The organism is Priestia koreensis, from assembly GCF_001274935.1.
In the GTDB taxonomy this organism is placed as follows: Bacteria; Bacillota; Bacilli; order Bacillales; family Bacillaceae_H; genus Bacillus_AG; species Bacillus_AG koreensis.
Genome location: NZ_LILC01000019.1, coordinates 172,151 through 197,182 on the forward strand (window position 1 = coordinate 172,151; position 25,032 = coordinate 197,182).

A 25,032-nucleotide genomic window follows, 5' to 3' on the forward strand; every position below is an offset into this window, starting at 1 on the left:
AACAAAGCATGAAACTAGATTTTACACAAATACAGCCTTCCATCCCTTATATTTTAGAAGGGATTGGCGTGACGCTAAAAGTTGTAGCGGTATCAGCGATAATAGGATTTGTACTTGGAATTGTATTGGCTCTCTTCAAAATTGGTCGCGTCAAAGTGCTCACGATTTTAGCCGATATTTACACGTCCATCTTTAGAGGAACGCCGCTAATCTTACAGTTGATGATCATTTACTTTGGGATGCCGCAAATCGTTGGATTTAAAATAGATGCTTACGTGGCAGCGGTTATAGCGTTCGGCCTAAATTCAGCGGCATATATATCTGAAATCATCCGTGCGGGGATTGGCGCAGTTGATAAAGGGCAAAAGGAAGCTGCAATGGCGCTTGGTATTTCTTACGGACGTATGATGTGGAGCATTATTCTTCCACAGGCATTTAAAAACATTTTACCGGCGCTCATGAACGAATTAATTTCGTTAACAAAAGAATCGGCTGTTGTAACGGTAATCGGGATTGCCGATATCATGCGCCGTTCGTACTTAGTCGGCGGAGACACGTACGCATACTTTGAGCCGTTGCTTTTTGCAGGCTTGATCTATTACGTAATGGTCATGATTTTAACGATACTCGGTAAATTAGTGGAGAGGGGTTTGAAGAGCAGTGATTAAGGTAGAAAACCTCCACAAGTCATTTGGAAAACTAGACGTTTTAAAAGGTATTTCAACATCGATTAAGCAAGGTGAAGTTGTTGCGATTATTGGGCCTTCTGGTTCAGGGAAATCAACGTTTCTTCGCTGCTTGAATTTGTTAGAAGAACCAACAAGCGGTCAGGTGTTCATTAACGGACAAAACGTGACAAGCAAAAAGGTCGATATTATGAAAGTTCGTCAAGGCGTTGGAATGGTATTTCAGCACTTTCACTTATTTCCACATATGACGGTGTTAAAGAACTTAACGTATGCACCGAACAAAGTGAAAAAAGTAGCGGGAGCGGAAGCTGAAAAGCAAGCGATGGAACTACTTGAAAAAGTGGGACTATCGGCAAAGGCGAACGAATATCCGAACCGCTTGTCAGGTGGACAAAAACAACGTGTAGCAATTGCAAGAGCGCTTGCGATGTCACCGGAAGTCATGCTGTTCGATGAGCCAACATCTGCGCTTGATCCTGAAATGGTCAAAGAAGTGCTAGACGTAATGAAAAACTTGGCGGAAACGGGTATGACGATGGCGATTGTAACACACGAAATGGGATTTGCACGTGAAGTCGCAGACCGCGTTTTGTTTTTAGATAATGGTCAGCTCGTAGAAGACAGTCCACCAGAAGAATTTTTCGTCAATCCGAAAAGTACGCGTGCCAAAGAGTTTTTAGAGAAAATTTTATAAAAGAGGTCCGGGCAAGGGAGATAGCTTCCTTGCTCTTTCTGTTTTTCATTGGTGAAAGGTTGCGAAATGACCGATTTCATGATAAGAAATAGGATAGACTGATAGGGGAAAGCTTAAAAGAAAGTAGGAGTTTGAATAAAGATGAAATTTAAAATTGGTTATCGAACGCTGAAAACAGCTATTGGAACCGCACTAGCAATTATGATTGCGCAATTTTTTGATCTGCAATTTTTCCCTTCCGCAGGTATTATTACGATTCTTTGCATTCAAGTATCACAGAAAAAATCACTTCGTACCGCCACACAGCGTTTCCTTGCCTGTTCAATGGCGATCGTCTTCTCGTTTGTCTTCTTTGAAGGGATTACGTATCACCCTGTTATTATTGGGCTCATGCTTTTATTCTTCATTCCAACGACCGTGCTGTTAAATGTAAAAGAAGGGATTGTCACGAGTTCCGTTATTATTTTACATATTTATTCGTTGCAAAACATGACGTGGAAAATCGTATTCAACGAGCTAGGGCTCATTGTCATTGGGATCGGTGTCGCGCTCGTTATGAACCTTTACATGCCGAGCTTGGACCGGGATATGAAAAAATACCAGACGAAGATTGAAGAAAATTTCAAGCGTGTGTTTGAAGAAATGGTGTCTTATTTACGAACAAATGAAAGCAATTGGAGCGGGGAGGAAATTACGGAAACAGCTCAATTGCTTGAGAGAGCAAAAGCACTGGCCTTTCGTGACATTGAAAATCATCTTGTTCAGCAGGAGAACTACTATTATCATTACTTTCGTATTCGTGAAAAACAGTTTGAGATTATAGAGCGCATGCTTCCACATATCACGTCCATTGACTCCATGGTTGAACAGCGCTATATGATTGCGGACTTTATTGAAGAACTAGGCTTATCTATTCACCCAGGGAATACGGCGAAGCTATTTTTAGCGAAACTGTATCAGCTACGAGAGGAATTTCAAAGTATGGAGCTTCCGAAAACAAGAGAAGAGTTTGAGGCAAGAGCCGAGCTTCTTCACTTTTTAAAAGAAATGGAACAGTATTTAATTATAAAAAAATCACTGAAAGTATAGAAGAAGAAAGTTGGCAAACCCTAAGAAAAAAACTAGGTGATGCAAAATGAAAACGGCTCTTATTCTTTTAACTTTTATACTGTCACCAGTATGGCCACTAGCCGCTACGCCTGGTGATCCTTCCATTATCGTGAATAAGGAAACAAATGAAGGTATTTTTGTACAAGAGGGAAAAATTCTACAGCAGTTCACTGTGGCAACAGGAGAATCGGCTGAATTAACGCCAGAAGGGGAATTTACGATAACGGTGAAGGCGAAAAATCCGTATTACCGACGTAAAAACATCCCTGGTGGAGATCCGGAAAATCCATTAGGAACAAGGTGGATGGGATTTGACGCAAGAGGGACAGATGGACGAATTTACGGACTGCACGGGACAAACCGAGAATCATCCATCGGACAATATGTAACACAGGGATGTATTCGACTACATAAGGACGCGATTGAAGCACTTTATGAGAAAATTCCACTCGGAACAAAGGTAATCATTACGTCCTCCCCTTATTCAATAGATACAATAGCCAGACAAAAAGGCATGATAAAATAACCAGAGCATATGCGCTCTGGTTATTTTTATATCCACATTGCAAGACCAGTTAAAAGGGTCGTAAGAAGCATTACGGCGAGCATGAGGAATACAACAATTCTTTGTACTTTTTTATTCGACATGAGCAACCTCCACACATCATTTTCTTTATTTTAACGTGGGAATTGAGGAGAGACAAGTCATTCCCTTTTATTTTCATATTCTCAACACAAATGTCGAAAATTCGACATTTGGTTCAAAATAATGAAGGATTTTGTAGACAGACAAAAGAATATTACATGAAGGGGAAAGGATTTTTTAAGACAACAGGAGGAGAGATCATGGTTGAAAAAGTAGATCATATTGGGATTGCCGTTCAATCAATTGAGAGCGCTTTACCGTTTTACGTGGAGTCACTCGGTTTAACATTGATCGGAACAGAAGTGGTGGAATCACAAAAAGTAAAGGTAGCCTTTTTAAATGCTGGGAATGTAAAGCTTGAATTACTAGAGCCAACGGCAGACAACAGCCCGATCGCAGCGTTCATCACAAAGCGCGGAGAAGGCATTCATCATATTGCGGTTGGCGTGACGTCTATAGAAGAACGAATTCAAGAGCTTCAAACTAGCGGCGTAAAAATGATTGATTTGTTACCACGAAAAGGGGCAGCTGGTGCTAACATTGCGTTTTTACATCCGAAATCTGCTTCAGGCGTTTTATACGAATTATGCGAAAAGCAGAAGGAGGAAGCGTAATGGATATCTTTGAGAAAATTAATGAACTGTATGATCTTCGCCGTGAAATTGAGCTTGGCGGTGGGGACGATAAAATTGATAAGCAGCACGAAAAGGGAAAGCTAACGGCGCGTGAACGCATCGATTTATTAGTGGATGAAGGTAGCTTTGTTGAGCTGAATCCGTTCATTGAACATCGCTGTACAGATTTTGGTCTTGATGGAAAGAAAGGACCTGGTGACGGCGTCGTAACGGGATACGGAAAAGTACACGGTCGCCCAATCTATTTATTTTCACAGGATTTTACGGTGTTTGGTGGAGCACTAGGAGAAATGCATGCAAAGAAAATTGCTTATGTGATGGATCTTGCCGCGAAAACACGCGTACCGTTTATCGGTCTAAATGATTCAGGTGGCGCTCGTATTCAAGAAGGGGTTGTGTCCCTCGATGGATATGGCCAAATTTTCTATCGAAACGCGATTTATTCGGGCGTGTTTCCACAAATCTCGGTCATTATGGGACCTTGTGCAGGAGGAGCGGTCTATTCACCGGCTATTACCGACTTCGTATTCATGGTAGAGAAAACGAGTCAGATGTTCATTACGGGTCCAAAAGTAATCGAGACCGTTACAGGTGAGCGCATTACGTCTGAAGATTTAGGCGGTGCAAAGGTTCATAATGAAATTAGCGGGAACGCCCATTTTTCGGCTGAAACAGAAGAAGAAGTGTTAGAAAAGGTACGCTTATTGTTAAGTTATCTTCCGCAAAATAATGAGGAACAACCGCCCCATGAACATACAAATGATGATTCGGACTATCGTCCAGATCTTGTGGAAGTGGTCCCGTTTGATACGCTTCGTCCGTACGACGTGCGAAAGGTAATTGAGCAAGTCGTCGACACGGATTCCTTTTTAGAAGTGCAAAAGGATTTTGCGAAAAATCTAGTTGTGGGATTTGGTCGAGTAAAAGGGAAGGTAGTAGGGCTTGTTTGCAATCAGCCGAAGGTGATGGCTGGGGGGTTAGATATTGACTCATCTGATAAAGCAGCGCGCTTTATTCGTTTTTGTGATTCGTTCAATATCCCGCTTATTACGTTTGAAGACGTTACGGGATTTTTCCCGGGGATCAAACAAGAGCATGGTGGTATTATTCGTCACGGTGCGAAAATTCTGTACGCTTATTCAGAAGCAACAGTTCCGAAAATTACGGTTATTCTCCGAAAAGCTTACGGAGGTGCTTATGTAGCTCTTAACAGTAAGTCCATTGGAGCGGATCTTGTGTATGCTTGGCCGAATGCGGAAGTTGCGGTGATGGGTCCACAGGGAGCTGCAAACATAATTTTTGCACAAGAAATCAATACTAGTGAAGACCCTGAAGTAACAAGGGCGAATAAGATTGAAGAATATCGCAAAAAGTTTGCAAATCCTTATGTACCTGCTAAACTAGGTATGATAGACGATGTGATCGATCCTCGTGAAACGCGAATGAAAATCATTCAGGCATTAGAAATGCTCCAAAATAAGCACGAAGACCGACCGAGAAAAAAACATGGAAATATTCCGCTTTAAGAGAGTATTTCGTCGGAGGGATACATATGATTAACGAGCAACGCATTCTTGACTTATTTTTAGAGCTTGTTCAGATTGACTCTGAAACAAAATTTGAAACAGAAATTTCAAAAGTATTAACGGAAAAATTTAAAGCACTTGGTGTCGAAGTATTTGAAGACGATACAACTGGCGTAACAGGACACGGTGCAGGAAACCTTATTTGTACGCTTAAAGGAACAAAAGAAGGGGTAGATCCAATTTACTTCACTTCTCATATGGATACGGTTGTTCCAGGTAAAGGCGTAAAACCAACCCTAAAAGACGGCTATGTTGTAACAGACGGTACAACGATCCTTGGGGCAGATGACAAAACAGGTCTTTCTGCGATGCTAGAAGCAATTCAAGTACTAAAAGAGCAAAACATCGAGCATGGTGACATTCAGTTCATTATTACTGCTGGTGAAGAGTCAGGATTAGTTGGTGCAAAAGCATTAGATCCTGCACTTGTAAAAGCGAAGTTTGGTTATGCGCTTGATAGTGATGGAAAAGTCGGCGATATCATCGTTGCTGCACCAACACAAGCAAAAGTAAAAGCAACCATCTATGGCAAAACAGCTCACGCTGGGGTAGCACCAGAGAAAGGCGTTTCGGCTATTACGATTGCATCAAAAGCAATTTCCAAAATGCCACTGGGACGCATTGATGAGGAAACAACAGCAAACATCGGACGCTTTGAAGGTGGAACACAAACAAACATCGTGTGTGACCGCGTAGATATTTTAGCAGAAGCACGTTCGTTAATTCCTGAAAAAATGGAAGCACAAGTTCAAAAAATGAAAGAAGCATTTGAATCAGCGGCTTCTGAAATGGGTGGACGTGCTGAAGTGGAAATTAACGTGATGTATCCAGGATTTAAGTTTGGTGACGGTGACCACGTAGTAGAAGTAGCAAAACGTGCGGTAGCAAACGTAAATCGTGACTCTCGTCTGCTTCACAGCGGAGGCGGAAGTGATGCGAACGTGATCGCTGGATTTGATATTCCAACCGTTAACTTAGCAGTTGGATACGAAGAAATTCACACAACAAATGAAAAAATGCCTGTAGAAGAATTAGTGAAAACGTCTGAACTAGTCGTTGCAATCATTAAAGAAGTAGCAGGTAACTAATAAAGGAGGCGTTGGTCAGAAGTTCTGACCAACGCCTTTTGTTTTTTACATAGTGAGTAATAATCGCGCCTCACATTTTAACATAATGTATAATGCACGAGCCCTCTTGCTTCGTTAGAATAAATGTAAGATTCAGATAATAGTAAAGCGTTCGTTTGAATCACTGCGTGTTGGTAGTCCTATCTTATCTAAAAAATATGTAAGCGCTTACAAATTAGAGTAGGAGGTAGAAGGAATGTCAGATCAAATCACGATTGGTCTTATTCAAGCAAAAAACGATCTATCTGGAGAATTGTCTGTAGAGGCACATAAAGAAGCGGCGATTGAAAAGCATATTCGGCTTATAAAAGAAGCGAAGAATCAAGGGGCCCAAATGGTGTGTTTACAAGAAATCTTTTACGGGCCGTATTTTTGTTCAGAACAAAACAGCAAGTGGTACGATGCTGCAGAAGAAATTCCTCATGGACCAACAACACAGCGATTTCAAGCGCTAGCAAAAGAGCTAGGTGTCGTTATTGTTTTACCGATCTATGAGCGCGAGGGAATCGCTACGTATTACAATACGGCAGCTGTTATTGATGCAGACGGATCATACCTCGGAAAATATCGAAAGCAACATATTCCACATGTGGGAGTAGGAAACGAAGGGTACGGCTTTTGGGAGAAGTATTATTTTAAACCAGGAAACTTAGGCTATCCTGTTTTTGATACGGCATATGGAAAGATTGGCGTTTATATTTGCTACGATCGTCACTTCCCAGAAGGTGCGCGTTTACTAGGACTAAAGGGAGCCGAAATCGTCTTTAATCCATCTGCTACCGTAGCAGGTATGTCTGAGTATTTGTGGAAGCTTGAGCAGCCTGCTCATGCCGTTGCCAACGGTTATTACGTGGCGGCGATCAACCGTGTTGGAGTAGAAGCACCGTGGAATATGGGAGAGTTTTATGGACAATCCTACTTGGTTGATCCGAGAGGAAGCTTCGTATCAATGGGAAGCCGTGATCAGGAGGAAGTCATCATTGGCGTTATGGATCGCAAGCTGATTCGAGAAGTGAGAGATACGTGGCAGTTTTACCGTGATCGTCGTCCGGAAACGTATCAGGAAATGACGGCACTGTTACCGTAAAGAATGATAAAGGGGGAGTAGGAATGAGTACACATTCGCCTGACGAACAAGTAGTGACACGATTAATGCGCAACTTTGAAGAGGTAGAAAAAGGGTTCACAAAGCAAGAGGCAATAGAAGAATCAAACCGATGTTTATACTGTTATGATGCTCCGTGTATTAAAGCATGTCCAACAGGAATTGATATCCCCACCTTTATTAAAAAAATTGCAAGCGGAAATCTACGTGGATCTGCTACGACGATCATGAGTGCCAACCCAATTGGCGCAAGCTGTGCGAGAGTATGTCCAACAGAAGAGCTATGTGAGGGAGCGTGTGTGCTTAACCACGATACAAAGCCTATTTCGATTGGTCACCTGCAGCGTTATGCGACCGATTGGGCAATGGAAAAGGGGCTCTCTTTATTTGAGAAAGGAAAAGAAAATGGGAAGAAAGTAGCCGTAGTAGGGGCAGGACCAGGCGGCCTATCTGCAGCACGCGAATTAGCACGCTTTGGCTACGAGGTAACGATGTTCGAAGCAGAGAAGGAAGCAGGTGGGCTCAATACATATGGTATCGTCTCATTCCGTCTTCCAAAGCGCGTTTCTTACTGGGAAGTGGATCAGGTTCAAAACCTAGGCGTGACCATTCATACGAACACGAAAGTCGGTCATGATGTCTTTCCACATGACCTGCTTGCTGACTATGATGCGGTTGTACTAGCGGCAGGAATGGCACACGTACCTTCATTAAATATTGAAGGTGAGGATCTACAAGGCGTTCACGATGCGATTGAGTTTGTGAAAAACACTAAAACGAAGCCGTTAAGCGAAGATCTCATTGGGAAAAAAGTTGTCGTCGTGGGAGCAGGTAATACAGCAATTGATGGCGCTACTTGTGCAGTACGACTCGGTGCGGAAAACGTAAAAATTATTTACAGACGGACAAAAGATGAAATGAGCGCTTACGAATTTGAATATGAATTCGCCAAGCAAGACGGGGTGGAGTTCCGTTGGCTAACAGCGCCTTTACGGATTATTGGCAATGAACAAGGGAACGTAACGCACGTGGAATGTATAAAGATGATCCTTACAGAACCAGGAGAAGACGGGAGAAGGCGTCCGGTTCCTCTAAAAGGATCAGAATTTCTTATTGAAGCAGATGCCGTTATTAAGGCGATCGGCCAAGAGCGGCACGTAACGCTACTAGAACAGTTTGGACTGCAGCATCGAAGCGGCGTCGTAGTGGTGGACCGAGCAACGTATCAAACATCAAATCCGAATGTTTTTGCTTGCGGAGACGTTGTGTTTGGTAAAGGGATTGGCGATGCAATGGTCGTAACGGCAGCGCAGCAAGGGAAGAAAACGGCTCATGCCATTCATCAACATTTAATGAGTGAACACGCAATACAATCCTAAAGTCGAGGAGGGAATCGTGTATGGCAGATTTACGTATTAACCTTGCTGGTATTCAGTCACCGAATCCATTTTGGCTTGCTTCAGCACCGCCTACTAACTCAGGATATCAAGTGCAGCGCGCGTTTGAAGCAGGATGGGGAGGAGCGGTTTGGAAAACGCTCGGTGACCCTATTTTAAACGTTTCATCCCGATTTGCAGCAATTGGATTTGGTGGAAAAAAAGTCGCTGGATTTAACAATATTGAATTGATTACGGATCGTCCGCTTGAAGTAAATCTAAAAGAAATGTATGAGACGAAAAAGAAATTCCCAAATCATGCGATTATTGCGTCACTCATGGTTGAGCCAAAGCAAGAGAAGTGGCATGAAATTGTGAAAAGGGTTGAGGACGTCGGGGTAGATGGGTTAGAACTAAATTTCGGATGTCCCCACGGAATGGCTGAACGGGGAATGGGGGCTGCTTCTGGTCAAGTACCAGAATTGGTTGAAAAGCAGACGTATTGGGCAAAGGAAGTCGCTAAAACCCCTGTCATTGTAAAGCTCACCCCAAACATTACGGATATTACCGTAACAGCTGAAGCCGCTGTAAAAGGCGGTGCGGATGCGATTAGTATGATTAATACGATTAACAGCCTAATGGGCGTCGACCTTGATACATGGAACACAGTTCCACACGTTGCAGGAAAAGGTGCTCACGGTGGATACTGTGGTCCGGCAGTAAAACCAATTGCGCTTAATATGGTTGCGGAGTGTGCAAGAAAGCCATATATCGGCGTTCCGATTTCGGGTATTGGGGGAATTTCAACCTGGCAAGATGCGGTCGAATTTATACTGATGGGTGCAACGGGTGTGCAAGTATGTACCGCAGCAATGCACCACGGCTTCCGTATTGTAGAAGACATGATTGATGGATTGAATTATTACTTAGATGAAAAAGGCATTTCGAGCGTTCAAGAAATCGTTGGAAAAGCCGTTGAACGTTATTCTGATTGGGGGAACCTCGATTTAAACTATCAGGTTGTGGCGCGAATTAACACAGAAACGTGTATTAACTGTAACAAATGCCATATTGCCTGTGAAGATACGTCGCATCAGTGTATTGATATGCTTCACGATGAAAGCGGAAAACCATTTTTACGCGTACGAGAAGAGGACTGTGTCGGCTGTAACTTATGTTCGATTGTCTGTCCTGTAGACGGGGCCATTGACATGATTGAAATTCCGAGTACAACGCCAATGACATGGAACGAGCGACAGTCTGCGCTTGCTACACTCGAACAAAATAAAGTGAGATAAATGGGGGAGGAAATACAGTGAAAAAATTGATTAAAAATGGCGTGATCGTGACCGCAACAGATACGTATGAAGCAGATGTGTTAATCGATCATCAAGTAGTCATGGCGATCGGACACAATCTGGATGAAGCAGATTGTGAAATCGTTGATGCGAAAGGATGCTACATCTTCCCAGGTGGAATTGATCCACATACTCACCTAGATATGCCGTTCGGGGGTACTGTAACAAAGGATGATTTTGAGACGGGAACCGTTGCTGCAGCGTTTGGAGGAACAACGACAATTATTGATTTTTGCCTCACGAACAAGGGAGAACCGCTTCAAAAAGCGATTGATCGCTGGCACGAAAAATCTTCTGGAAAAGCGTCGATTGATTATAGCTTTCATTTGATGGTAAGTGAGATTAATAATGACGTATTGGCGGAGCTTCCAAATGTAATTGAGAAAGAGGGGATTACCTCATTTAAAGTTTTTATGGCCTATAAAAACGTCTTTCAATCGGATGACGCAACGCTGTACCGAACGCTACTAGAGGCGAAAAAGCTTAGGGCGCTCGTGATGGTTCATGCAGAAAATGGAGATGTGATTGAATATTTAGTAGAGCAGGCATTAGCAGAAGGGAACACAGACCCTATCTATCACGCGTTGACACGTCCACCTGAAATTGAAGGTGAGGCGACAGGAAGAGCTGCACAGCTAACACAGCTAGCTGACTCACAGCTTTATGTTGTGCACGTTTCCTGTGCGCAGGCAGCGGAGAAAATTATTGAAGCGCGTAAAAAAGGGGCAAACGTATACGGAGAAACGTGTCCACAATACTTAGTGCTTGATCAGACCGATTTAGAGAAGCCAAATTTTGAAGGAGCAAAATACGTTTGGTCCCCTCCTCTCCGAGAAAAATGGCATCAGGATGTATTATGGCAAGCGTTGAAAAATGGCGATCTTCAAACGCTAGGATCTGATCAATGCTCGTTTGACTTTAAGGGACAAAAAGAGTTAGGCAAAGATGACTTTACAAAAATTCCAAACGGGGGACCCATTATTGAAGACCGTTTTAGCATTTTATTCTCAGAAGGAGTGGTGAAAGGTCGCATTAGCTTAAATCAATTCGTTGATTTAACGTCAACAAAAGCAGCTAAACTGTTTGGTCTTTATCCGAAAAAAGGAACGATCGCAGTTGGTGGTGATGCCGATCTCGTTATTTTTGATCCTAATCAGGAGCGAACGATCAGTGCTGATACTCATCACATGGCCGTTGACTACAACGCTTTTGAGGGAATGACGATAAAGGGTGAGCCTGTATCCGTCTTAAGCCGCGGAGAGTTTGTTGTCAAAGAAAAGCAATTTGTTGGAAAAGCAGGTCACGGTGAGTACATTAAGCGCGCGAAGCATAACGAACCTTATCAACTAAAAAAGGTATTGCCAACAAATTCATAAAAAGGGGAGGAAGCTGCGTGTCTGAGCACAGTGAATTTTTAGCCGAGCGAGATAAAATCGATGTTTATCTTCAAAAAGGATATAAAATAAAAACCGTGACCGAAAACTTGAGTGGTGCTTTTGTCACGTTTGTTTCTCACGATCAGACGGAAGAAGAAGTACTGCACGTTTTAACAGCGGATGGAAGAAAGTACTTCTCTACGTTTCTTTTGCAGCGTCAGTGAGATCTGGATTTGGAAGTAACTAACAGAAAAAAAGGAACTCTTTATTACCAAAGAGGTTCCTTTTTTTATATTTCGTTTAATTTTATGTCCGGTGAGTTACGTTTTAGTTACATATGCCCCGAAAGGGTTTGAAAAACCATCTTTTTTTGGTAAACAGTAGTAAGAAGGGGTGTGTAAGAGAATGTGCCAAATGGATGAAATATTAACAGAGGAAGAACAAGCTCTCATTAAAAAGCTTAAGATGGCGATGCTAGATGCGGTTTCAACACGCGAACTGAAGTTTTACAAAAAAGAAATGATCCGTATAAAGGACCAGGCCAAAAGGCGGTCTAAAATAATGGATCGAATTGCCGATCATTATCAAACATGTAATCATTCTTTATCGTAATGATTACAGGTATTTTTGTGCAGAAAATTCAAAAAAATTAACGTATGATGGGACCTCTTATACTATAATAATAAAATAGGACAAAGAAGGGGTGATGCTATTTTGAGTTTTTACTTAACAATAGAGGAAGTGCTCCAAAGAAACCATTTTTCTTGTAGTGAAGTTGTTGCAGGGGAAAATGGACTCCATCGGTTCATAAAATGGGTACATGTCATGGAGGTTACAGAAGTAAAAAGTCTTCTGCGTGGTCATGAGCTTATTTTGTCAACAGGCATTGGGTGGGGTGGAAATCTTGACCATCTTCGCTATTTTGTACAGCAGCTCATTGATATTGATGCAGCAGGTCTTTGTATTGAACTTGGTCCTTATATGCCTGACATTCCGGACGAAATTAAAGGAATGGCTGATGCCTATGGTTTTCCTATTATTGTTTTTCACAAAGAAGTTCCGTTTATTGAAATTACTCAAGACTTACATGCGCTTCTTGTTAATCAACATTACGAAACGATCTCCAAATTAGAAAACTACTCGCAAAATTTGCAAAAGTTAATGCTAGACGTCCATGATGTCGAGCCAATTCTAGACTTTCTTCATCAGCATACGAATGTGCAAGTTGTGATGAAGCTTCACAGTGGGGCGATTTACTGCGCTCCTGATCTGCCTTTTTTATCGAAACAAAATTTGCTTCGCACCCTAGATGAAAAGGACGATCATCCTTCCGTTATTCAACAATCAATACAAGTGTTACAAAAAGAACATGCGCGTTTGTATGTCATTTTCCCCTCTGCTCGTTATCGAAGTGAGCTAGAGTTATTATTGTTAGACCGAACAGCCGTTGCGCTTGCACAGCAGTTTTTACGTGAGTTGTACGTCACAGAAAAAAAGCAGGTACATGAAACGGAGTGGATGAGGCGCTGGTTAGAGCAAGACTTGACGAAAGAAGATATCTACTACTATATCGGTGAATCGTCTAGTAAAAGTAAGATTAAGGGAGTAACCATTGCCGTTTGTACATACGAATATGCGTCTGAGCAACAGGATTTGGATCTCGTTTATCTTCAGCTTCTGCTCCGAAATACGTTTGAACAGCAAGGGTTTCGTCTCTTTATTACCGTGTATAAAAACCAAGCCGTCTGTATTCTCTTAAATCAACGTGAGGGCAAGACGTTGAAAAAACGTATCATGGATGGATTTATGCGCTTTTTATCGAATGACTATAAGCGAATTCCTAAGTTAGCCGTAGAGTCCATTGGTGTAGGTCAGCACGTGGAAAAACTAGAGGATGTTCATAAAAGCTATGAAACGGCCATTGAAACGCTCCGAATTCAGCAACAGTTATGTAGCGAGGAGTGTATTCATTTTTATGAGGAGCTCCACATGTATCGTATTATTTCACTCGTGCAACAGCATCGTGATTTACGAGATGTCATTATGGAGTACTTAGCTCCTGTTTTGGAATACGATCAGCAGTTCAATACCAAGCTATTGGATACGCTAAAAGTCTATTTGGCTTGCAACGGATCGAAAAAAGAGACGGCTAAACAGCTATTCGTCGTGAGGCAAACGCTCTATCATCGTATTGAAAAGCTAGAGAGATTGCTAGGATCTGATTTTATGGAATCGGAAAAACGCATGGCGATTGAGTTCATGTTAAAAGCCTATGATTATTTGTTTGGACAGCGAACATCAGAAAAAATCTCCTATGAACTCTAGTGAAAGGTGCTCTAATCATATGATTAGAGCTTTTTTTCATTTTTACAGATGGAAGGAGAGAGTTCATTACGCAAAGTGTGGAATTGTCATCGGAAGTTTTGTTACAAAGTGTCTAATGTAAAGGGATTCAAAATCATCCATAATGATACACAATATCATATAAGGGGGAGAAAAAATGGCAACGGTCGATCAACAAACGACAGTATTAAAAAATTATATTAACGGTGAGTGGATAGAATCAACGAGTAGCCAAACGCAAGAAGTCATTAATCCTGCTGATCGAAGCGTGTTAGCGCTTGTGCCCATTTCTACGAAAGAGGATGTCGAACAAGCAGTAGCGTCTGCGAAAGAAGCATTCAAAACGTGGCGTACAACGCCATCTCCTAAACGAGCGCGCGTAATGTTTGAGTTCCATCATTTGCTTACAAAGGAACATGAAAAGCTTGCACAGCTAATTGTCCAGGAAAACGGAAAAGCATTCAAAGAAGCCTATGGCGAAGTACAGCGTGGCATTGAATGCGTTGAATTTGCAGCAGGTGCTCCGACACTGTTAATGGGAGAGTCGCTCAATAATATTGCAGAAGAAATCGATTCAGAAATGTACCGCTATCCTGTCGGTGTTGTAGGGGGCATCACGCCGTTTAATTTCCCAATGATGGTGCCACTCTGGATGTTCCCGTTAGCGGTTGCATGTGGAAATACGTTTGTGTTAAAGCCGTCTGAACGAACACCACTGCTAGCAAATCGCTTAGCTGAATTATTTACGCAGGCAGGAGCTCCAAACGGCGTATTAAACGTGGTACACGGTGCACATGATGTTGTAAATGGGCTTCTTCAGCATCAAGATGTAAAAGCGATTTCTTTTGTCGGCTCACAGCCTGTTGCCAAATACGTGTACGAAGAAGCTGCTTCAAAGGGTAAACGCGTTCAGGCGCTCTCAGGTGCTAAAAATCATCATATCGTCATGCCAGACTGTAACCTTGATCACGCTGTTCAGCACGTTCTCTCCTCCGCTTATGGCAGTGCAGGTCAGCGTTGTATGGCATGTAGTGCGGTCGTATTGGTTGGAGATGTAGGCGATACGTTTGTTCAAAAGCTAAAGCAAAAGGCGGATGAACTAACGATTGGAGACGGAATGGATGATGAGGTACTGCTAACGGCAGTGATTCGGGAACAGCATCGTGCGAAAGCCGTTCAATATATTGAAAAAGGAATTGAAGAAGGAGCGGTGCTCGTAAGGGATGGTCGCCCTGAGATGGAGCAGATGTCAGACGGAAACTTCCTGGGAGCAACGGTGTTTGACCACGTAGAGCCGCACATGACAATCGCGAAGGAAGAAATCTTTGCACCCGTATTAAGTTTACTGAGAGCAGAGAATTTAGATCAAGCGCTCGAATATATTGAGAAGTCACCGTTTGGAAATGGGGCAACAATTTACACAAAAGATGCCAAAGCAATTCGTCAGTTCCGTGAAGAGGCGGATGCTGGAATGCTAGGTGTAAACGTAGGAGTACCTGCAACAATGGCATTTTTCCCGTTTTCAGGATGGAAAAATTCGTTTTACGGCGACCTGCACGTAAATGGAAAAGACGGACTTAATTTTTATACGCGTAAAAAAATGATTACAACACGCTTCGATTTCTAAGCAGACGAGAGGAGAAGAACGACATGAAGATCAATCAAGAGGAAGCATTGCTAGCAAAAGACGAAAAGTATCTGTGGCATTCGATGAAACCATATAGTCCTGATTCCACAATGGTGGTGGAAAAGGCATCTGGTGCCTGGATAACAGACCATGAAGGAAAAAAATACTTAGATGGCATGGCCGGTCTTTGGTGTGTGAATGTTGGTTATGGACGTACGGAGCTTGCTGAGGCGGCCTATGAACAGCTTAAAAAGCTAGCCTATTTTCCACTTACCCAATCTCATGAGCCAGCGATCAAGCTTGCCGAAAAGCTGAATGAATGGCTTGAGGACGACTATGTCATTTTCTTCTCCAATAGCGGATCAGAGGCGAACGAAACAGCCTTTAAAATCGCTCGTCAATATCATCAGATGAAGGGCGATCATCAGCGCTATAAAATTGTTTCGCGCTACCGTTCTTATCACGGAAACACCTTAGGATCTCTTGCTGCAACGGGGCAAGCACAGCGCAAATATCGCTATGAGCCGTTAGCACCTGGATTTATTCACGTGTCGCCTCCTGATACGTATCGATTCCCTGAAGCTGACACAACGCCACCGCAGGAATTGCAGTCCGTTCAGCAGGTAGATCGAACAATGACATGGGAATTAAGTGAAACCATTGCCGCGTTTATTATGGAGCCGATTATTACCGGGGGCGGCATTTTAACACCGCCACAGGGATATATGAAAGGTGTTAAAGAAGTATGTGAAAAGCACGGTGCCCTTCTGATCGTGGATGAGGTGATTTGTGGATTCGGACGCACCGGAGAGCCGTTTGGATTTATGAACTATGATGTGAAGCCTGATATTATTACGATGGCAAAAGGGATTACAAGCGCTTATTTACCGCTATCAGCAACCGCTGTGAAGCGAGAAGTATATGAAGCGTTTAAAGGATCGGAGGAATACGACTACTTCCGCCACGTGAATACGTTTGGAGGAAGTCCGGCATCATGTGCGGTTGCACTAAAAAACCTTGAAATTATGGAGAAGGAACAGCTTTTTTCTCGCTCAAAGCAGTTAGGAGCAGAGCTTTTAAAGCAATTTCAGGATGCGTTGAATGATCATCCTCTTGTCGGGGACGTTCGCGGAAAAGGGCTGCTGTTAGGAATTGAGCTCGTAAAAGATAAACAAACAAAAGAGCCGCTTGAAGTGGAAAAGCTAAATGCCGTCATTGCTTCTTGTAAACGAGATGGTCTAATCATCGGGAAAAATGGTGCCACGGTAGCAGGGCATAATAATGTCTTAACGTTATCACCACCGCTCAACATTGCGGAAGAAGATTTGCAGTTCATGTATAAAACGGTTGTAAAAGCAGTAGAAAACCTTAAATAAATGAACGTAAGCCTGTATAATATGATGTTATACAGGCTTATGCTGTTTTTATAAGGAAGTGAAAAGATGGATTTATTATTTTTAGGAACCGGAGCGGGTGTTCCTGCCAAGCATCGAAACGTAACGGCAGTAGCTCTACAGATGTTGCAGGAAAGAGGAGCTACTTGGTTATTTGACTGTGGGGAAGCAACTCAACATCAAATTTTACATACATCGATTCGACCGAGACGAATTGAAAAAATTTTTATTACCCACCTTCACGGCGATCATATTTACGGATTGCCAGGGCTGTTAGGAAGTCGTTCATTCCAAGGCGGAGAAACACCACTTACGGTCTACGGACCGAAGGGATTGAAGGAATTCATTGAAGTGACGCTATCGGTTAGCCAAACGCACTTGCAATATCGCCTTGATATCGTAGAAATCGAGGAGGGCGTGATTTTTTCTGATCATCAATTTCAGGTAGAGTGCCTCCGTTTGGAACACGGCATTCCTTCATACGGATTTCGAATCGTCGAGCGTGATTTGCCAGGCGAACTATTAGTAGAAAAGCTGAAAAATGATCAGATTCCGCCAGGGCCTCTTTATCAACGTTTAAAAAACGGGGAGGCGGTCACATTACCTGACGGACGAGTGGTAAACGGAAACGATTATGTAGGGGAGCCGAAAAAGGGGAAAATCGTTGCGATTTTAGGAGATACGAGAGTGTGTGTGAACAGTTTGACACTTGCGAAGGATGCCGATGTTTTCGTTCACGAATCGACCTTTTCTGGAGAAGAAGAAGAAATGGCCTATAGCTATTTTCATTCGACTGCCACTCAGGCAGCTCGTATCGCAAAGGACGCAGGGGCGAAAAAGCTTATTTTAACGCACATTAGTTCACGCTATCAAAAAAATGAAGCAGATCTATTAGCAGAGCAGGCAAGAAGCATTTTTCCTTGTACTGAGCTTGCGGATGATTTTAAGCAATTTTTCGTTGACCGATAATTCAAGTTGTTTCTGAATATAAAAAAATCCGAGAGGGGTAGATGAATCAGCCCTTACTCGGATTTTTTGTATCGTAAATTATGCGTTACCAACCGCGATCATATTGAACAGGAGCATCGAGTTCCACACGCAGCTCTTTTGCAGCAGTGCGCGGGAAGTATGGATCACGAAGGAGTTCACGTGCAATAAAGATGAGGTCAGCACGTTTGTTTTGCAGAATTTCTTCGGCTTGACGTCCTGTGGTAATTAGTCCAACTGCACCTGTTTCAATGTTAGCACCTGCTTTAATTTTTTCAGCAAGTGGTACTTGGTATCCTGGATATACAGGAATTTTAGCAGGTACAACCGCACCAGAGCTCACATCGACAAGGTCAATGCCGTCTTCTTTCATCCACTTAGAGAATTGAACGTAATCTTCTACGTTTAAACCTTCTGGATGATAATCGTTTGCAGATACGCGTACAAATAACGGGCCATCCCATTCCGTTTGTACCGCTTTAATCACTTCTTTTAACAAACGATAGCGATTTTCAGCACTACCACCGTATTCATCCGTGCGGTGATTACTTAATGGCGATAAAAATTCATTGATTAAATAACCGTGAGCGCCGTGAATTTCAATAATATCAAAGCCAGCTTCTTTTGCGCGACGAGCACCTTGCTTGAAGCTTTCCACCGTTGCTTGAATATCTTCTAGCGTCATTTCCTTTGGCGTTTTGCTTTTTTCATCAAAAGGAATAGCAGACGGCGCATGAATTTCACCTTCCACCGTTGCTTTACGACCAGCATGAGCAAGCTGAATAGCTGTTGCAGCACCGTTTTCTTTCATAAGTGATACAAGTTCACTTAGGCCCTCGATGTGCTCATCTTTCCAAATGCCTAAATCCTCTGCAGAGATACGGCCTTCTGGTTGGACGGCTGTTGCTTCTACCATAATAAGACCTACTTGGCCGACTGCACGAGTTGTATAGTGTGTACGGTGCCAGTTTTCAATAAAGCCATCTTGGTTATGAGCAGAGTACATGCACATTGGTGCCATAACAATACGATTTTTAAGCGTTACGTTTTTTATTTGATAAGGTGAGAATAATAAGCTATCCATTAACGTGACCTCATTTCATTTCGGAATTTAAATCAGGAGTAATTATAGCACTCACCATTATCATTTTTCACGTAAAAGGTTTTATGCCTCTGAATATAAGAATTACGTTTGATTTAACATTTGATTTCGTAACGCTTCGCCTAACTCTTTTGACCGATTTGTTGCGACTTTGATGCATTGTATAAAGGCTTCTTGACACTGATGTTTTTGGAGTTCCTTTAATCCAGCTTCTGTTGTTCCCCCTGGACTCGTCACTTCTTTCCGAAGCGTTTCTGGCGCTTTTGGCGAGTTTTTAAGCATTTGTGCAGAGCCAATCAGCGTTTGTAATATTAATTCCTTCGCATCTTCGCGGTTAAGGCCGATTTCTGACGCTGCTTTTTCCATGGCTTCAACTAAATAATAAATATATGCAGGACCGCTACCGGCAAGGCCTGTGACCGCATGAAGCTGTTCTTCGTCGTCTACAACAGCTACCGTTCCAATCGTTTGAAACAGCTCTTTTACGGCTTCTAAGTGCTGTGGTGTAGCATACGCGCCTTTTGCCATACCGGTAGCAGACTTTCCGACGGCCGCTGATGTATTGGGCATGACGCGAATAACAGGGATTTTCTTTCCGATTACGTCTACGATGCTTGCTGTTGATACGCCCGCCATAACGGATACGAGTATGTGGTGTTCATGCAGATAGGGGATAAGAGGGGCAAGCCCACTGACAGCATCCTTTGGCTTCATGGTTAAAACAACAAAATCAGCGTCTGCTAAGAGCGCTTGGGGATATCGAGTCGTTCTTACACCGTATTTATCCTGTAAAAACGTTAGTCGCTCGTCGCTCGAGCGATTTGAGATAATTGCATGGCGTGGTTCAATCATTTGGCTATGAAAAAAACCTGCCATCATTGCTTCGGCCATTGATCCTGCACCAATAAACGCTACTTTTTTTGTCATTTTCTACGCCTCCTTTTAGAAAAAACAAAAAAAGCTTTCTGTCACAAAGGACGGAAAGCTTTTTACTCCGCGGTACCACCTTATTTAAGCATGAAGCCATTTAAGGATCACGCTTATCTCAAACCCGTAACGTGGGGAACGGTTAGGTTTGCCTAACAGTTCATGAGGTAGGTTCAATAATTAAGAGGATGATGAAGCCTTGCAGCCGATGGACTTCACTCTCTAACATCGTTTATTATTTACTATTCTCAATCGAAACTTCATATTCATTTTTGCTATTATGCAATGAAAAAACACAAATGTCAACATGTGGAAGACAAATATCGTGTGAAAAATTTAGAATATACAGACATACTATGTGAAAAGGAGTAAAATGGACATAAGAGAGACGGAAAAAGGAGTTAGAGATGAATGAACATACATAAGATAATTCTACCCACACCTTTTGCGGTAGGAAACGTGAACGTATTTTTAATCCAAGGTGAGCGTCTCACATTAGTAGATGCAGGCGTTAAAACGGAGGAAGCGTGGCAAGCATTTCAACAGCAGATCAATGAGATTGGATTTACGGTCTCTGATATTGAACAAATTGTGCTTACTCACCATCACCCCGATCATGTTGGTCTACTAGACTACTTTGAGAATGATATTCCCGTGATTGGCCATCACCGAAATGACGTCTGGATCAGTCGAGACGAAGCGTTTATTCGCCATCACGACGCCTTTTTTGCTGAGTTGTTTCCAAAAGCGGGAATTGATGAAAAATACCTGGGCGCTCTCGCAGGGTTAAAATCAATGTTGCGCTACTCGTGTGAGCGATCATTAACGCACGCAGTGAAAGAGGGAGATTCAATTCCGGGATTAAGCGGCTGGGAGGTCATTGAAACGCCTGGTCACGCACTTGATCACATTGCGCTCTATCACCCGCAAGAGAAGGTGATGATTGGAGGGGATTTATTGCTTGAAAAAGTATCTTCTAATCCAGTATTAGAGCCCCCACAGACAGTAGGAGGAGAGAGGGAGAAATCACTTCTTCACTACAACCATTCGCTCGAGCGATTGCGTCAGTTTGATATTGATATTCTTTATACAGGTCATGGAAACGAGATACATAATGTGAACGAGCTTGTAGATGAGCGCTTGAAAAAGCAACGTGATCGTGCGGCGAAGGTTCTTCTCATGCTTCGTGAAAAGCCAAGTACCGTATTTATGATTTGTCAGCAGCTGTTCCCTGAGATTTATAAAAAGCAGCTTTCTCTCACGATGTCAGAAACGTTAGGACAACTCGATTATTTGGAGTCTGTTGATGCGGTGACGGTTGATTTGAGCAACGGTTATTGGGTATATTATGCTAAGTAATACATAAGCAGAGGTGGAAAATGAGAGAGTTAAAAAATAAAGTCGTTGTCATTACGGGAGCATCAAGTGGAATCGGTGAAAAAGTAGCGTTAAAAGCTGCTCAACTTGGAGCAAAGCCTGTGTTAATTGCGAGATCGGTTGATAAGCTAGTTGCTTTGTCAGATCAAATCAAAGAGAAATTTGGTACAACGTGTACATATTATCAGCTCGATGTGGGGGATTTTGTAAAGGTGACGGAAACGTTTCAACGAATCATTCAGGAAGAAAAAACGATTGATATTCTCATCAATAACGCTGGATTTGGCGTATTTGATACGTTCTACGAGGCGAATTTTAGCGATATTGAAAAAATGTTTGAGGTAAACGTGTTAGGATTAATGGCGTGTACAAAAGCAGTGTTGCCATTAATGATGGATCACAACAGCGGCCATATCATTAACATTGCATCACAGGCAGGAAAACTTGCGACTCCCAAATCAAGCGGATATTCGGCATCTAAACATGCTGTTCTTGGATTTACCAACAGCTTGAGACTAGAGCTAGGAAAAACCAATATCGCCGTATCAGCCGTGAATCCAGGACCGATCGAGACGAACTTCTTTAATATTGCCGATAAGTCGGGAACGTACGTAAAGAACGTACAGCAGTTTATGCTGAAGTCAGATTACGTGGCTGATCGAATCATCGGACTTATGCAAAAACCAAAACGTGAATTGAATTTGCCCAAGTGGATGAATATGGGGAGCGTCTTATATAATCTGTTCCCTCGCGTAGCGGATAAACTGACAGGGAATATACTAAATAGAAAATAGGTTGTAAAAAACTCTCATTCAGAAGCTGAAATGAGAGTTTTTGTTTATTCTTCGTCTTTTACGGCGCTAACGACAGAAGAAAATTGTCCTTTATGAGCCCCATCGCAAAATGGCATTTTCTGTGATAAGCCGCAGCGGCAAAGAGAAAACGTTTCTTTTGTTTCAAACTTGTTGCCTTCTGCATCTACAAGCTCAACATCACCTGTGACGCGGAATGAACCATTATTATTCACTTTAATTTGCACTTTTGACATATGTATGCCCCTTTCATTACTTCTTTTTCCATCGTACTGATAAATGAACTAGTTTGCAAGAGGAGCTCGGCAGTTTTCTTGCCCCAAAAACGGGAAAGAGTATACTATAGGTAAGAAGAATTTTTTATTTCACAAAGTGAGGTTTTAAAAATGAATATTACATTTACTGATACAGCGATCGAACGTATTAAAAAAACATGGCCTGACCAAGACAAAGGCGTTTTAAAATTAAAATATGATACAGATGGGTGTGGCTGCGTTGTGAGCGGCGTTTCAGCTCTATGGGTAATTCCTGAAGCAGAAGAAGGAGATACGGCACTACAAACAAACTTTGTTCCGGTTTACGTAGAAAAAACAACGCTTGTCTTCTTTGATGAAAACGTAACGGTCGACTTTTCAACATCAGCCAACACGTACATGTTGAAAAGCCCGAATCAAATTTTAAATCCGCGCATGTCACTACTTAATCAGCTTGCGGTATCATCGTAAAAATACGGTGCATAAAAAAAGAAGGTGCTCAATTGAGCATCTTCTTTTGGTTTATACTTGGGGAGCCAATTCATATTCAGCTAAAAATTCATCAATAATTTTCTTGTAGTGGTTGCCATTGTCTGCATAAGAACGAGCATGGGTTCCTTTTGGCGCCATGTATAGTTTTTTCGGGCCCTGTTTTTTGGCATAAAGTGCCTTTGTCATATAAGGTAAGATGTAGTCATCTTCTTCACTGTGAATAAATAAAGCGGGCTTTTGAATGTTCTGAACGGCGTTGATCGGTGACACGTCTTTCAGCGAATAGCCGTCTCGTACTTTTAAAAACACGTTGGCCAAGGGAAGAATGTATTTGCTCGGTAAGCGGAATTCTTCTTTTAAGCGGTAGGTAAGCTGCTCCTCAAAGCTTGAAAACGGACAATCTAAAATGTAAAATGACGCACCGTCTTCTACCATACCAGCATAGAGTAGCGTTGTGACGGCTCCCATTGATTCACCGTGGATACCAAGGGTAATATCTGTTCCTAGCGTCAACTTCGCCCAGTGAACGATTGCTTGAAGATCGAATTTTTCATAGTGACCATAGCTTGTTGTTTTTCCTTCGGACAAGCCGTGTCGACGATGATCATATAAAATAACGTTCCAACCACGCTCTATAAAAAGGTTCATGTACTTAATGGAGTTATACGAGTTAACCGTAACACCATGGCAAAAAATAATATAATTTTTATGCTCGTAAGGTGCAATAAGCGTTCCGTTCAGCTTATAACCAAAAGGAGAAGGTACTGTAAACGTTTGCTTTTCTAGCTGCTCGTAAGCATCCATATCAAATAAACCTTCGCTTGTTTCACGCGTGATAATCTCCTCATCCTGCTTTTTCTTAATGTACATAATTTGATTCGTGAAAAAGACTCCTGCCCCCGCCGCTACTCCAGCAACGGCTCCTAGCGCTACAACCCATTTCTTCATAAGTAAACATGCTCCTTTGTTTAGTGTTTGTTGTTATTTTAGCATGTTTTTTACAGATGACCCAAGTTGTGCTGTAGGGCAAAGTGTTTGCTGTCGATTTTACGGGACACATATGGTGAAAGGAAGGCGACGGCATCTAAAAGTGCATTAAGATCGATTCCTGTTTGTAATCCCATTTGTTCAAGCATAAATACAACATCTTCTGTCGCAACGTTTCCTGTAGCCCCTTTGGCAAATGGACAGCCGCCTAACCCACCGGCAGACGTATCAAATCGGGTAATGCCAGCTTGAAGAGCCGCATATATATTGGCAATGGCCATTCCTCTCGTATCGTGAAAATGTGCGGTCAGTAGAAGCGGCAGATCGGCTTTAACGAACGAAGAAAAAAGGCTGTACACCTCTTTTGGATTCGCCATTCCGATCGTGTCGGCAATGCTTAGTTCATCAACACCAGCTTTTGCGAAGGCTTCACCTAACGCCAAAACCTCTTTTTCTGCTATTTTTCCTTCATATGGACAGTAGAAGGATGTTGAGATACACGCACGTATAAACTTGTTTTGTTGCTTTAATTGTTCAATAAGAGGAACTAATTCTTGAAGACTTTCTTGGGTGGTTTTATTAATGTTCTTTTGATTAAACGTATTGCTAACACCGACAAACACAGCTAAGGAAGAACAGGAAAGCTCTTCTGCTAGCTCAATGCCTTTTTTGTTTGGAACTAAAACGATGTTTCGAGTATCATCCTGAATCGCATTGATCACATCTCGTGCATCTTTCATTTGTGGCACCCATTTAGGGGACACGAGCGAAGTAATCTCCATTTCCTTAAATCCTGCTTGCTTGAGCTTGTGAATGAATTGAATTTTAACGTCGGTCGGGACAAATTGGCTCTCATTTTGCAAACCATCGCGAGGACCAACTTCGATTAATGTTACAGGCTGGGCATTAAGCATGATTTTAACCTCTCTTTGTAAGCGTATTCATCAAGACTATCTTACGAAAAGGTGTCGAAAAATTCAATATAAATAATAAATTTTGACAAATTAAGAGGATTTTAGCTATAAAAC

At 42.3% G+C, this 25,032-nt stretch carries 26 protein-coding genes and 1 other annotated feature; of the genes, 20 read left to right on the top strand and 6 right to left on the bottom strand.

From position 1 onward, the window contains the following. The first annotated feature begins 8 nt into the window (after positions 1–8). The 4 genes from AMD01_RS14795 (at position 9) to AMD01_RS14810 (ending at position 3,019) form a co-directional block, all read left to right on the top strand. Positions 9–668: an amino acid ABC transporter permease gene (locus tag AMD01_RS14795; protein ID WP_053402199.1), complete on the top strand. Its 660-nt coding sequence runs from the start codon at positions 9–11 to the stop codon at positions 666–668. Then, positions 661–1,383 (top strand): amino acid ABC transporter ATP-binding protein, encoded by a 723-nt coding sequence (locus AMD01_RS14800; protein WP_053402200.1) that lies wholly within the window; start codon positions 661–663, stop codon positions 1,381–1,383. Before AMD01_RS14795 ends, AMD01_RS14800 begins: the two co-directional genes overlap by 8 nt. Positions 1,384–1,524: 141 nt before the next feature. Then, positions 1,525–2,472, top strand: a complete 948-nt coding sequence (locus AMD01_RS14805) for an aromatic acid exporter family protein (protein WP_053402201.1) — start codon at positions 1,525–1,527, stop codon at positions 2,470–2,472. A 46-nt stretch (positions 2,473–2,518) separates the two neighbouring features. Beyond that, positions 2,519–3,019, top strand: coding sequence for a L,D-transpeptidase (locus AMD01_RS14810; protein WP_053402202.1), 501 nt, complete (start codon positions 2,519–2,521; stop codon positions 3,017–3,019). A gap of 26 nt (positions 3,020–3,045) precedes the next feature. On the opposite strand, the gene prli42 is transcribed toward AMD01_RS14810, so the two are convergent. Next, entirely contained in the window at positions 3,046–3,141 is a 96-nt protein-coding gene (prli42, locus tag AMD01_RS24200) for a stressosome-associated protein Prli42 (protein ID WP_157052750.1), read from the bottom strand. Positions 3,142–3,339: 198 nt separating this feature from the next. Between prli42 and mce the strand changes: the two genes are divergently transcribed. The 13 genes from mce to rnz all read left to right on the top strand — a co-directional run bounded on the left by mce (position 3,340) and on the right by rnz (position 18,035). Then, on the top strand, positions 3,340–3,753 hold the full coding sequence (gene mce / locus AMD01_RS14815) for a methylmalonyl-CoA epimerase (RefSeq protein WP_053402203.1): 414 nt from the start codon (positions 3,340–3,342) through the stop codon (positions 3,751–3,753). After that, on the top strand, positions 3,753–5,300 hold the full coding sequence (locus AMD01_RS14820; RefSeq protein WP_053402204.1) for an acyl-CoA carboxylase subunit beta: 1,548 nt from the start codon (positions 3,753–3,755) through the stop codon (positions 5,298–5,300). Before mce ends, AMD01_RS14820 begins: the two co-directional genes overlap by 1 nt. A gap of 26 nt (positions 5,301–5,326) precedes the next feature. Beyond that, positions 5,327–6,448 (top strand): tripeptidase T, encoded by a 1,122-nt coding sequence (locus tag AMD01_RS14825; RefSeq protein ID WP_053402205.1) that lies wholly within the window; start codon positions 5,327–5,329, stop codon positions 6,446–6,448. Between the two features lie 235 nt (positions 6,449–6,683). Further along, positions 6,684–7,574 carry a nitrilase-related carbon-nitrogen hydrolase gene (locus AMD01_RS14830; protein WP_053402206.1) on the top strand — a complete coding sequence of 297 codons (891 nt, stop codon included), beginning with the start codon at positions 6,684–6,686 and terminating at the stop codon, positions 7,572–7,574. A gap of 23 nt (positions 7,575–7,597) precedes the next feature. Then, positions 7,598–8,971: an NAD(P)-dependent oxidoreductase gene (locus AMD01_RS14835; RefSeq protein WP_053402207.1), complete on the top strand. Its 1,374-nt coding sequence runs from the start codon at positions 7,598–7,600 to the stop codon at positions 8,969–8,971. Between the two features lie 20 nt (positions 8,972–8,991). Beyond that, the gene (gene preA, locus AMD01_RS14840) at positions 8,992–10,266 is read left to right on the top strand and encodes an NAD-dependent dihydropyrimidine dehydrogenase subunit PreA (protein WP_053402208.1); all 1,275 of its coding nucleotides are present in this window, start codon (positions 8,992–8,994) and stop codon (positions 10,264–10,266) included. Between the two features lie 17 nt (positions 10,267–10,283). Beyond that, positions 10,284–11,702: a dihydropyrimidinase gene (gene hydA, locus AMD01_RS14845; RefSeq protein WP_053402209.1), complete on the top strand. Its 1,419-nt coding sequence runs from the start codon at positions 10,284–10,286 to the stop codon at positions 11,700–11,702. A gap of 17 nt (positions 11,703–11,719) precedes the next feature. Further along, entirely contained in the window at positions 11,720–11,926 is a 207-nt protein-coding gene (locus tag AMD01_RS14850) for a hypothetical protein (protein WP_053402210.1), read from the top strand. Positions 11,927–12,116: 190 nt separating this feature from the next. Further along, on the top strand, positions 12,117–12,314 hold the full coding sequence (locus AMD01_RS14855; protein ID WP_242169934.1) for a hypothetical protein: 198 nt from the start codon (positions 12,117–12,119) through the stop codon (positions 12,312–12,314). A 129-nt stretch (positions 12,315–12,443) separates the two neighbouring features. Continuing rightward, positions 12,444–14,027, top strand: coding sequence for a PucR family transcriptional regulator (locus tag AMD01_RS14860; protein ID WP_245638959.1), 1,584 nt, complete (start codon positions 12,444–12,446; stop codon positions 14,025–14,027). 175 nt (positions 14,028–14,202) lie between these two features. Continuing rightward, positions 14,203–15,672, top strand: a complete 1,470-nt coding sequence (locus tag AMD01_RS14865) for a CoA-acylating methylmalonate-semialdehyde dehydrogenase (RefSeq protein ID WP_053402213.1) — start codon at positions 14,203–14,205, stop codon at positions 15,670–15,672. 23 nt (positions 15,673–15,695) lie between these two features. Beyond that, positions 15,696–17,048, top strand: a complete 1,353-nt coding sequence (locus AMD01_RS14870) for an aspartate aminotransferase family protein (protein WP_053402214.1) — start codon at positions 15,696–15,698, stop codon at positions 17,046–17,048. Positions 17,049–17,114: 66 nt separating this feature from the next. Further along, entirely contained in the window at positions 17,115–18,035 is a 921-nt protein-coding gene (rnz, locus tag AMD01_RS14875; protein ID WP_053402215.1) for a ribonuclease Z, read from the top strand. An 85-nt stretch (positions 18,036–18,120) separates the two neighbouring features. Here the strand turns inward: rnz and namA are convergent, their stop codons facing one another. Together namA and proC are read right to left on the bottom strand one after the other, a co-directional pair. After that, a complete protein-coding gene (gene namA / locus AMD01_RS14880; protein WP_053402216.1) occupies positions 18,121–19,137 on the bottom strand; it encodes an NADPH dehydrogenase NamA in 1,017 nt (338 codons plus the stop codon). A gap of 102 nt (positions 19,138–19,239) precedes the next feature. Then, the gene (gene proC / locus AMD01_RS14885; protein ID WP_053402217.1) at positions 19,240–20,082 is read right to left on the bottom strand and encodes a pyrroline-5-carboxylate reductase; all 843 of its coding nucleotides are present in this window, start codon (positions 20,080–20,082) and stop codon (positions 19,240–19,242) included. Positions 20,083–20,125: 43 nt separating this feature from the next. Further along, positions 20,126–20,347: a binding site (T-box leader), on the bottom strand. 146 nt (positions 20,348–20,493) lie between these two features. Between proC and AMD01_RS14890 the strand changes: the two genes are divergently transcribed. Both AMD01_RS14890 and AMD01_RS14895 read left to right on the top strand, forming a co-directional pair. Further along, complete coding sequence (locus AMD01_RS14890) at positions 20,494–21,441, top strand: MBL fold metallo-hydrolase (protein WP_053402218.1); 948 nt, start codon at positions 20,494–20,496, stop codon at positions 21,439–21,441. A 20-nt stretch (positions 21,442–21,461) separates the two neighbouring features. Continuing rightward, positions 21,462–22,253 (top strand): SDR family NAD(P)-dependent oxidoreductase, encoded by a 792-nt coding sequence (locus tag AMD01_RS14895; protein WP_053402219.1) that lies wholly within the window; start codon positions 21,462–21,464, stop codon positions 22,251–22,253. A 44-nt stretch (positions 22,254–22,297) separates the two neighbouring features. On the opposite strand, the gene AMD01_RS14900 is transcribed toward AMD01_RS14895, so the two are convergent. Beyond that, entirely contained in the window at positions 22,298–22,507 is a 210-nt protein-coding gene (locus AMD01_RS14900; protein ID WP_053402220.1) for a CDGSH iron-sulfur domain-containing protein, read from the bottom strand. Positions 22,508–22,657: 150 nt separating this feature from the next. On the opposite strand from AMD01_RS14900, the gene AMD01_RS14905 reads away from it, so the two are divergent. Further along, positions 22,658–22,996, top strand: coding sequence for an iron-sulfur cluster biosynthesis family protein (locus tag AMD01_RS14905; protein ID WP_053402221.1), 339 nt, complete (start codon positions 22,658–22,660; stop codon positions 22,994–22,996). Between the two features lie 51 nt (positions 22,997–23,047). Here the strand turns inward: AMD01_RS14905 and AMD01_RS14910 are convergent, their stop codons facing one another. Continuing rightward, positions 23,048–23,965, bottom strand: a complete 918-nt coding sequence (locus AMD01_RS14910) for an alpha/beta hydrolase (RefSeq protein WP_053402222.1) — start codon at positions 23,963–23,965, stop codon at positions 23,048–23,050. A gap of 50 nt (positions 23,966–24,015) precedes the next feature. After that, positions 24,016–24,918, bottom strand: coding sequence for a hydroxymethylglutaryl-CoA lyase (locus AMD01_RS14915; RefSeq protein WP_053402223.1), 903 nt, complete (start codon positions 24,916–24,918; stop codon positions 24,016–24,018). Positions 24,919–25,032: the final 114 nt, after the last annotated feature.

Excerpts from the sequence above, each read along its gene's own strand:
- AMD01_RS14835 (WP_053402207.1), top strand. The coding sequence starts at position 7,598 with ATGAGTACACATTCGCCTGACGAACAAGTAGTGACACGATTAATGCGC.
- prli42 (WP_157052750.1), bottom strand. The coding sequence starts at position 3,141 with ATGTCGAATAAAAAAGTACAAAGAATTGTTGTATTCCTCATGCTCGCC.
- rnz (WP_053402215.1), top strand. The coding sequence starts at position 17,115 with ATGGATTTATTATTTTTAGGAACCGGAGCGGGTGTTCCTGCCAAGCAT.
- AMD01_RS14915 (WP_053402223.1), bottom strand. The coding sequence starts at position 24,918 with ATGCTTAATGCCCAGCCTGTAACATTAATCGAAGTTGGTCCTCGCGAT.
- AMD01_RS14905 (WP_053402221.1), top strand. The coding sequence starts at position 22,658 with ATGAATATTACATTTACTGATACAGCGATCGAACGTATTAAAAAAACA.
- preA (WP_053402208.1), top strand. The coding sequence starts at position 8,992 with ATGGCAGATTTACGTATTAACCTTGCTGGTATTCAGTCACCGAATCCA.
- AMD01_RS14855 (WP_242169934.1), top strand. The coding sequence starts at position 12,117 with ATGGATGAAATATTAACAGAGGAAGAACAAGCTCTCATTAAAAAGCTT.
- AMD01_RS14900 (WP_053402220.1), bottom strand. The coding sequence starts at position 22,507 with ATGTCAAAAGTGCAAATTAAAGTGAATAATAATGGTTCATTCCGCGTC.
- AMD01_RS14910 (WP_053402222.1), bottom strand. The coding sequence starts at position 23,965 with ATGAAGAAATGGGTTGTAGCGCTAGGAGCCGTTGCTGGAGTAGCGGCG.
- AMD01_RS14870 (WP_053402214.1), top strand. The coding sequence starts at position 15,696 with ATGAAGATCAATCAAGAGGAAGCATTGCTAGCAAAAGACGAAAAGTAT.
- namA (WP_053402216.1), bottom strand. The coding sequence starts at position 19,137 with ATGGATAGCTTATTATTCTCACCTTATCAAATAAAAAACGTAACGCTT.
- proC (WP_053402217.1), bottom strand. The coding sequence starts at position 20,082 with ATGACAAAAAAAGTAGCGTTTATTGGTGCAGGATCAATGGCCGAAGCA.
- AMD01_RS14890 (WP_053402218.1), top strand. The coding sequence starts at position 20,494 with ATGAACATACATAAGATAATTCTACCCACACCTTTTGCGGTAGGAAAC.
- AMD01_RS14830 (WP_053402206.1), top strand. The coding sequence starts at position 6,684 with ATGTCAGATCAAATCACGATTGGTCTTATTCAAGCAAAAAACGATCTA.
- mce (WP_053402203.1), top strand. The coding sequence starts at position 3,340 with ATGGTTGAAAAAGTAGATCATATTGGGATTGCCGTTCAATCAATTGAG.
- AMD01_RS14810 (WP_053402202.1), top strand. The coding sequence starts at position 2,519 with ATGAAAACGGCTCTTATTCTTTTAACTTTTATACTGTCACCAGTATGG.
- AMD01_RS14825 (WP_053402205.1), top strand. The coding sequence starts at position 5,327 with ATGATTAACGAGCAACGCATTCTTGACTTATTTTTAGAGCTTGTTCAG.
- AMD01_RS14865 (WP_053402213.1), top strand. The coding sequence starts at position 14,203 with ATGGCAACGGTCGATCAACAAACGACAGTATTAAAAAATTATATTAAC.
- AMD01_RS14805 (WP_053402201.1), top strand. The coding sequence starts at position 1,525 with ATGAAATTTAAAATTGGTTATCGAACGCTGAAAACAGCTATTGGAACC.
- AMD01_RS14895 (WP_053402219.1), top strand. The coding sequence starts at position 21,462 with ATGAGAGAGTTAAAAAATAAAGTCGTTGTCATTACGGGAGCATCAAGT.
- AMD01_RS14820 (WP_053402204.1), top strand. The coding sequence starts at position 3,753 with ATGGATATCTTTGAGAAAATTAATGAACTGTATGATCTTCGCCGTGAA.
- AMD01_RS14795 (WP_053402199.1), top strand. The coding sequence starts at position 9 with ATGAAACTAGATTTTACACAAATACAGCCTTCCATCCCTTATATTTTA.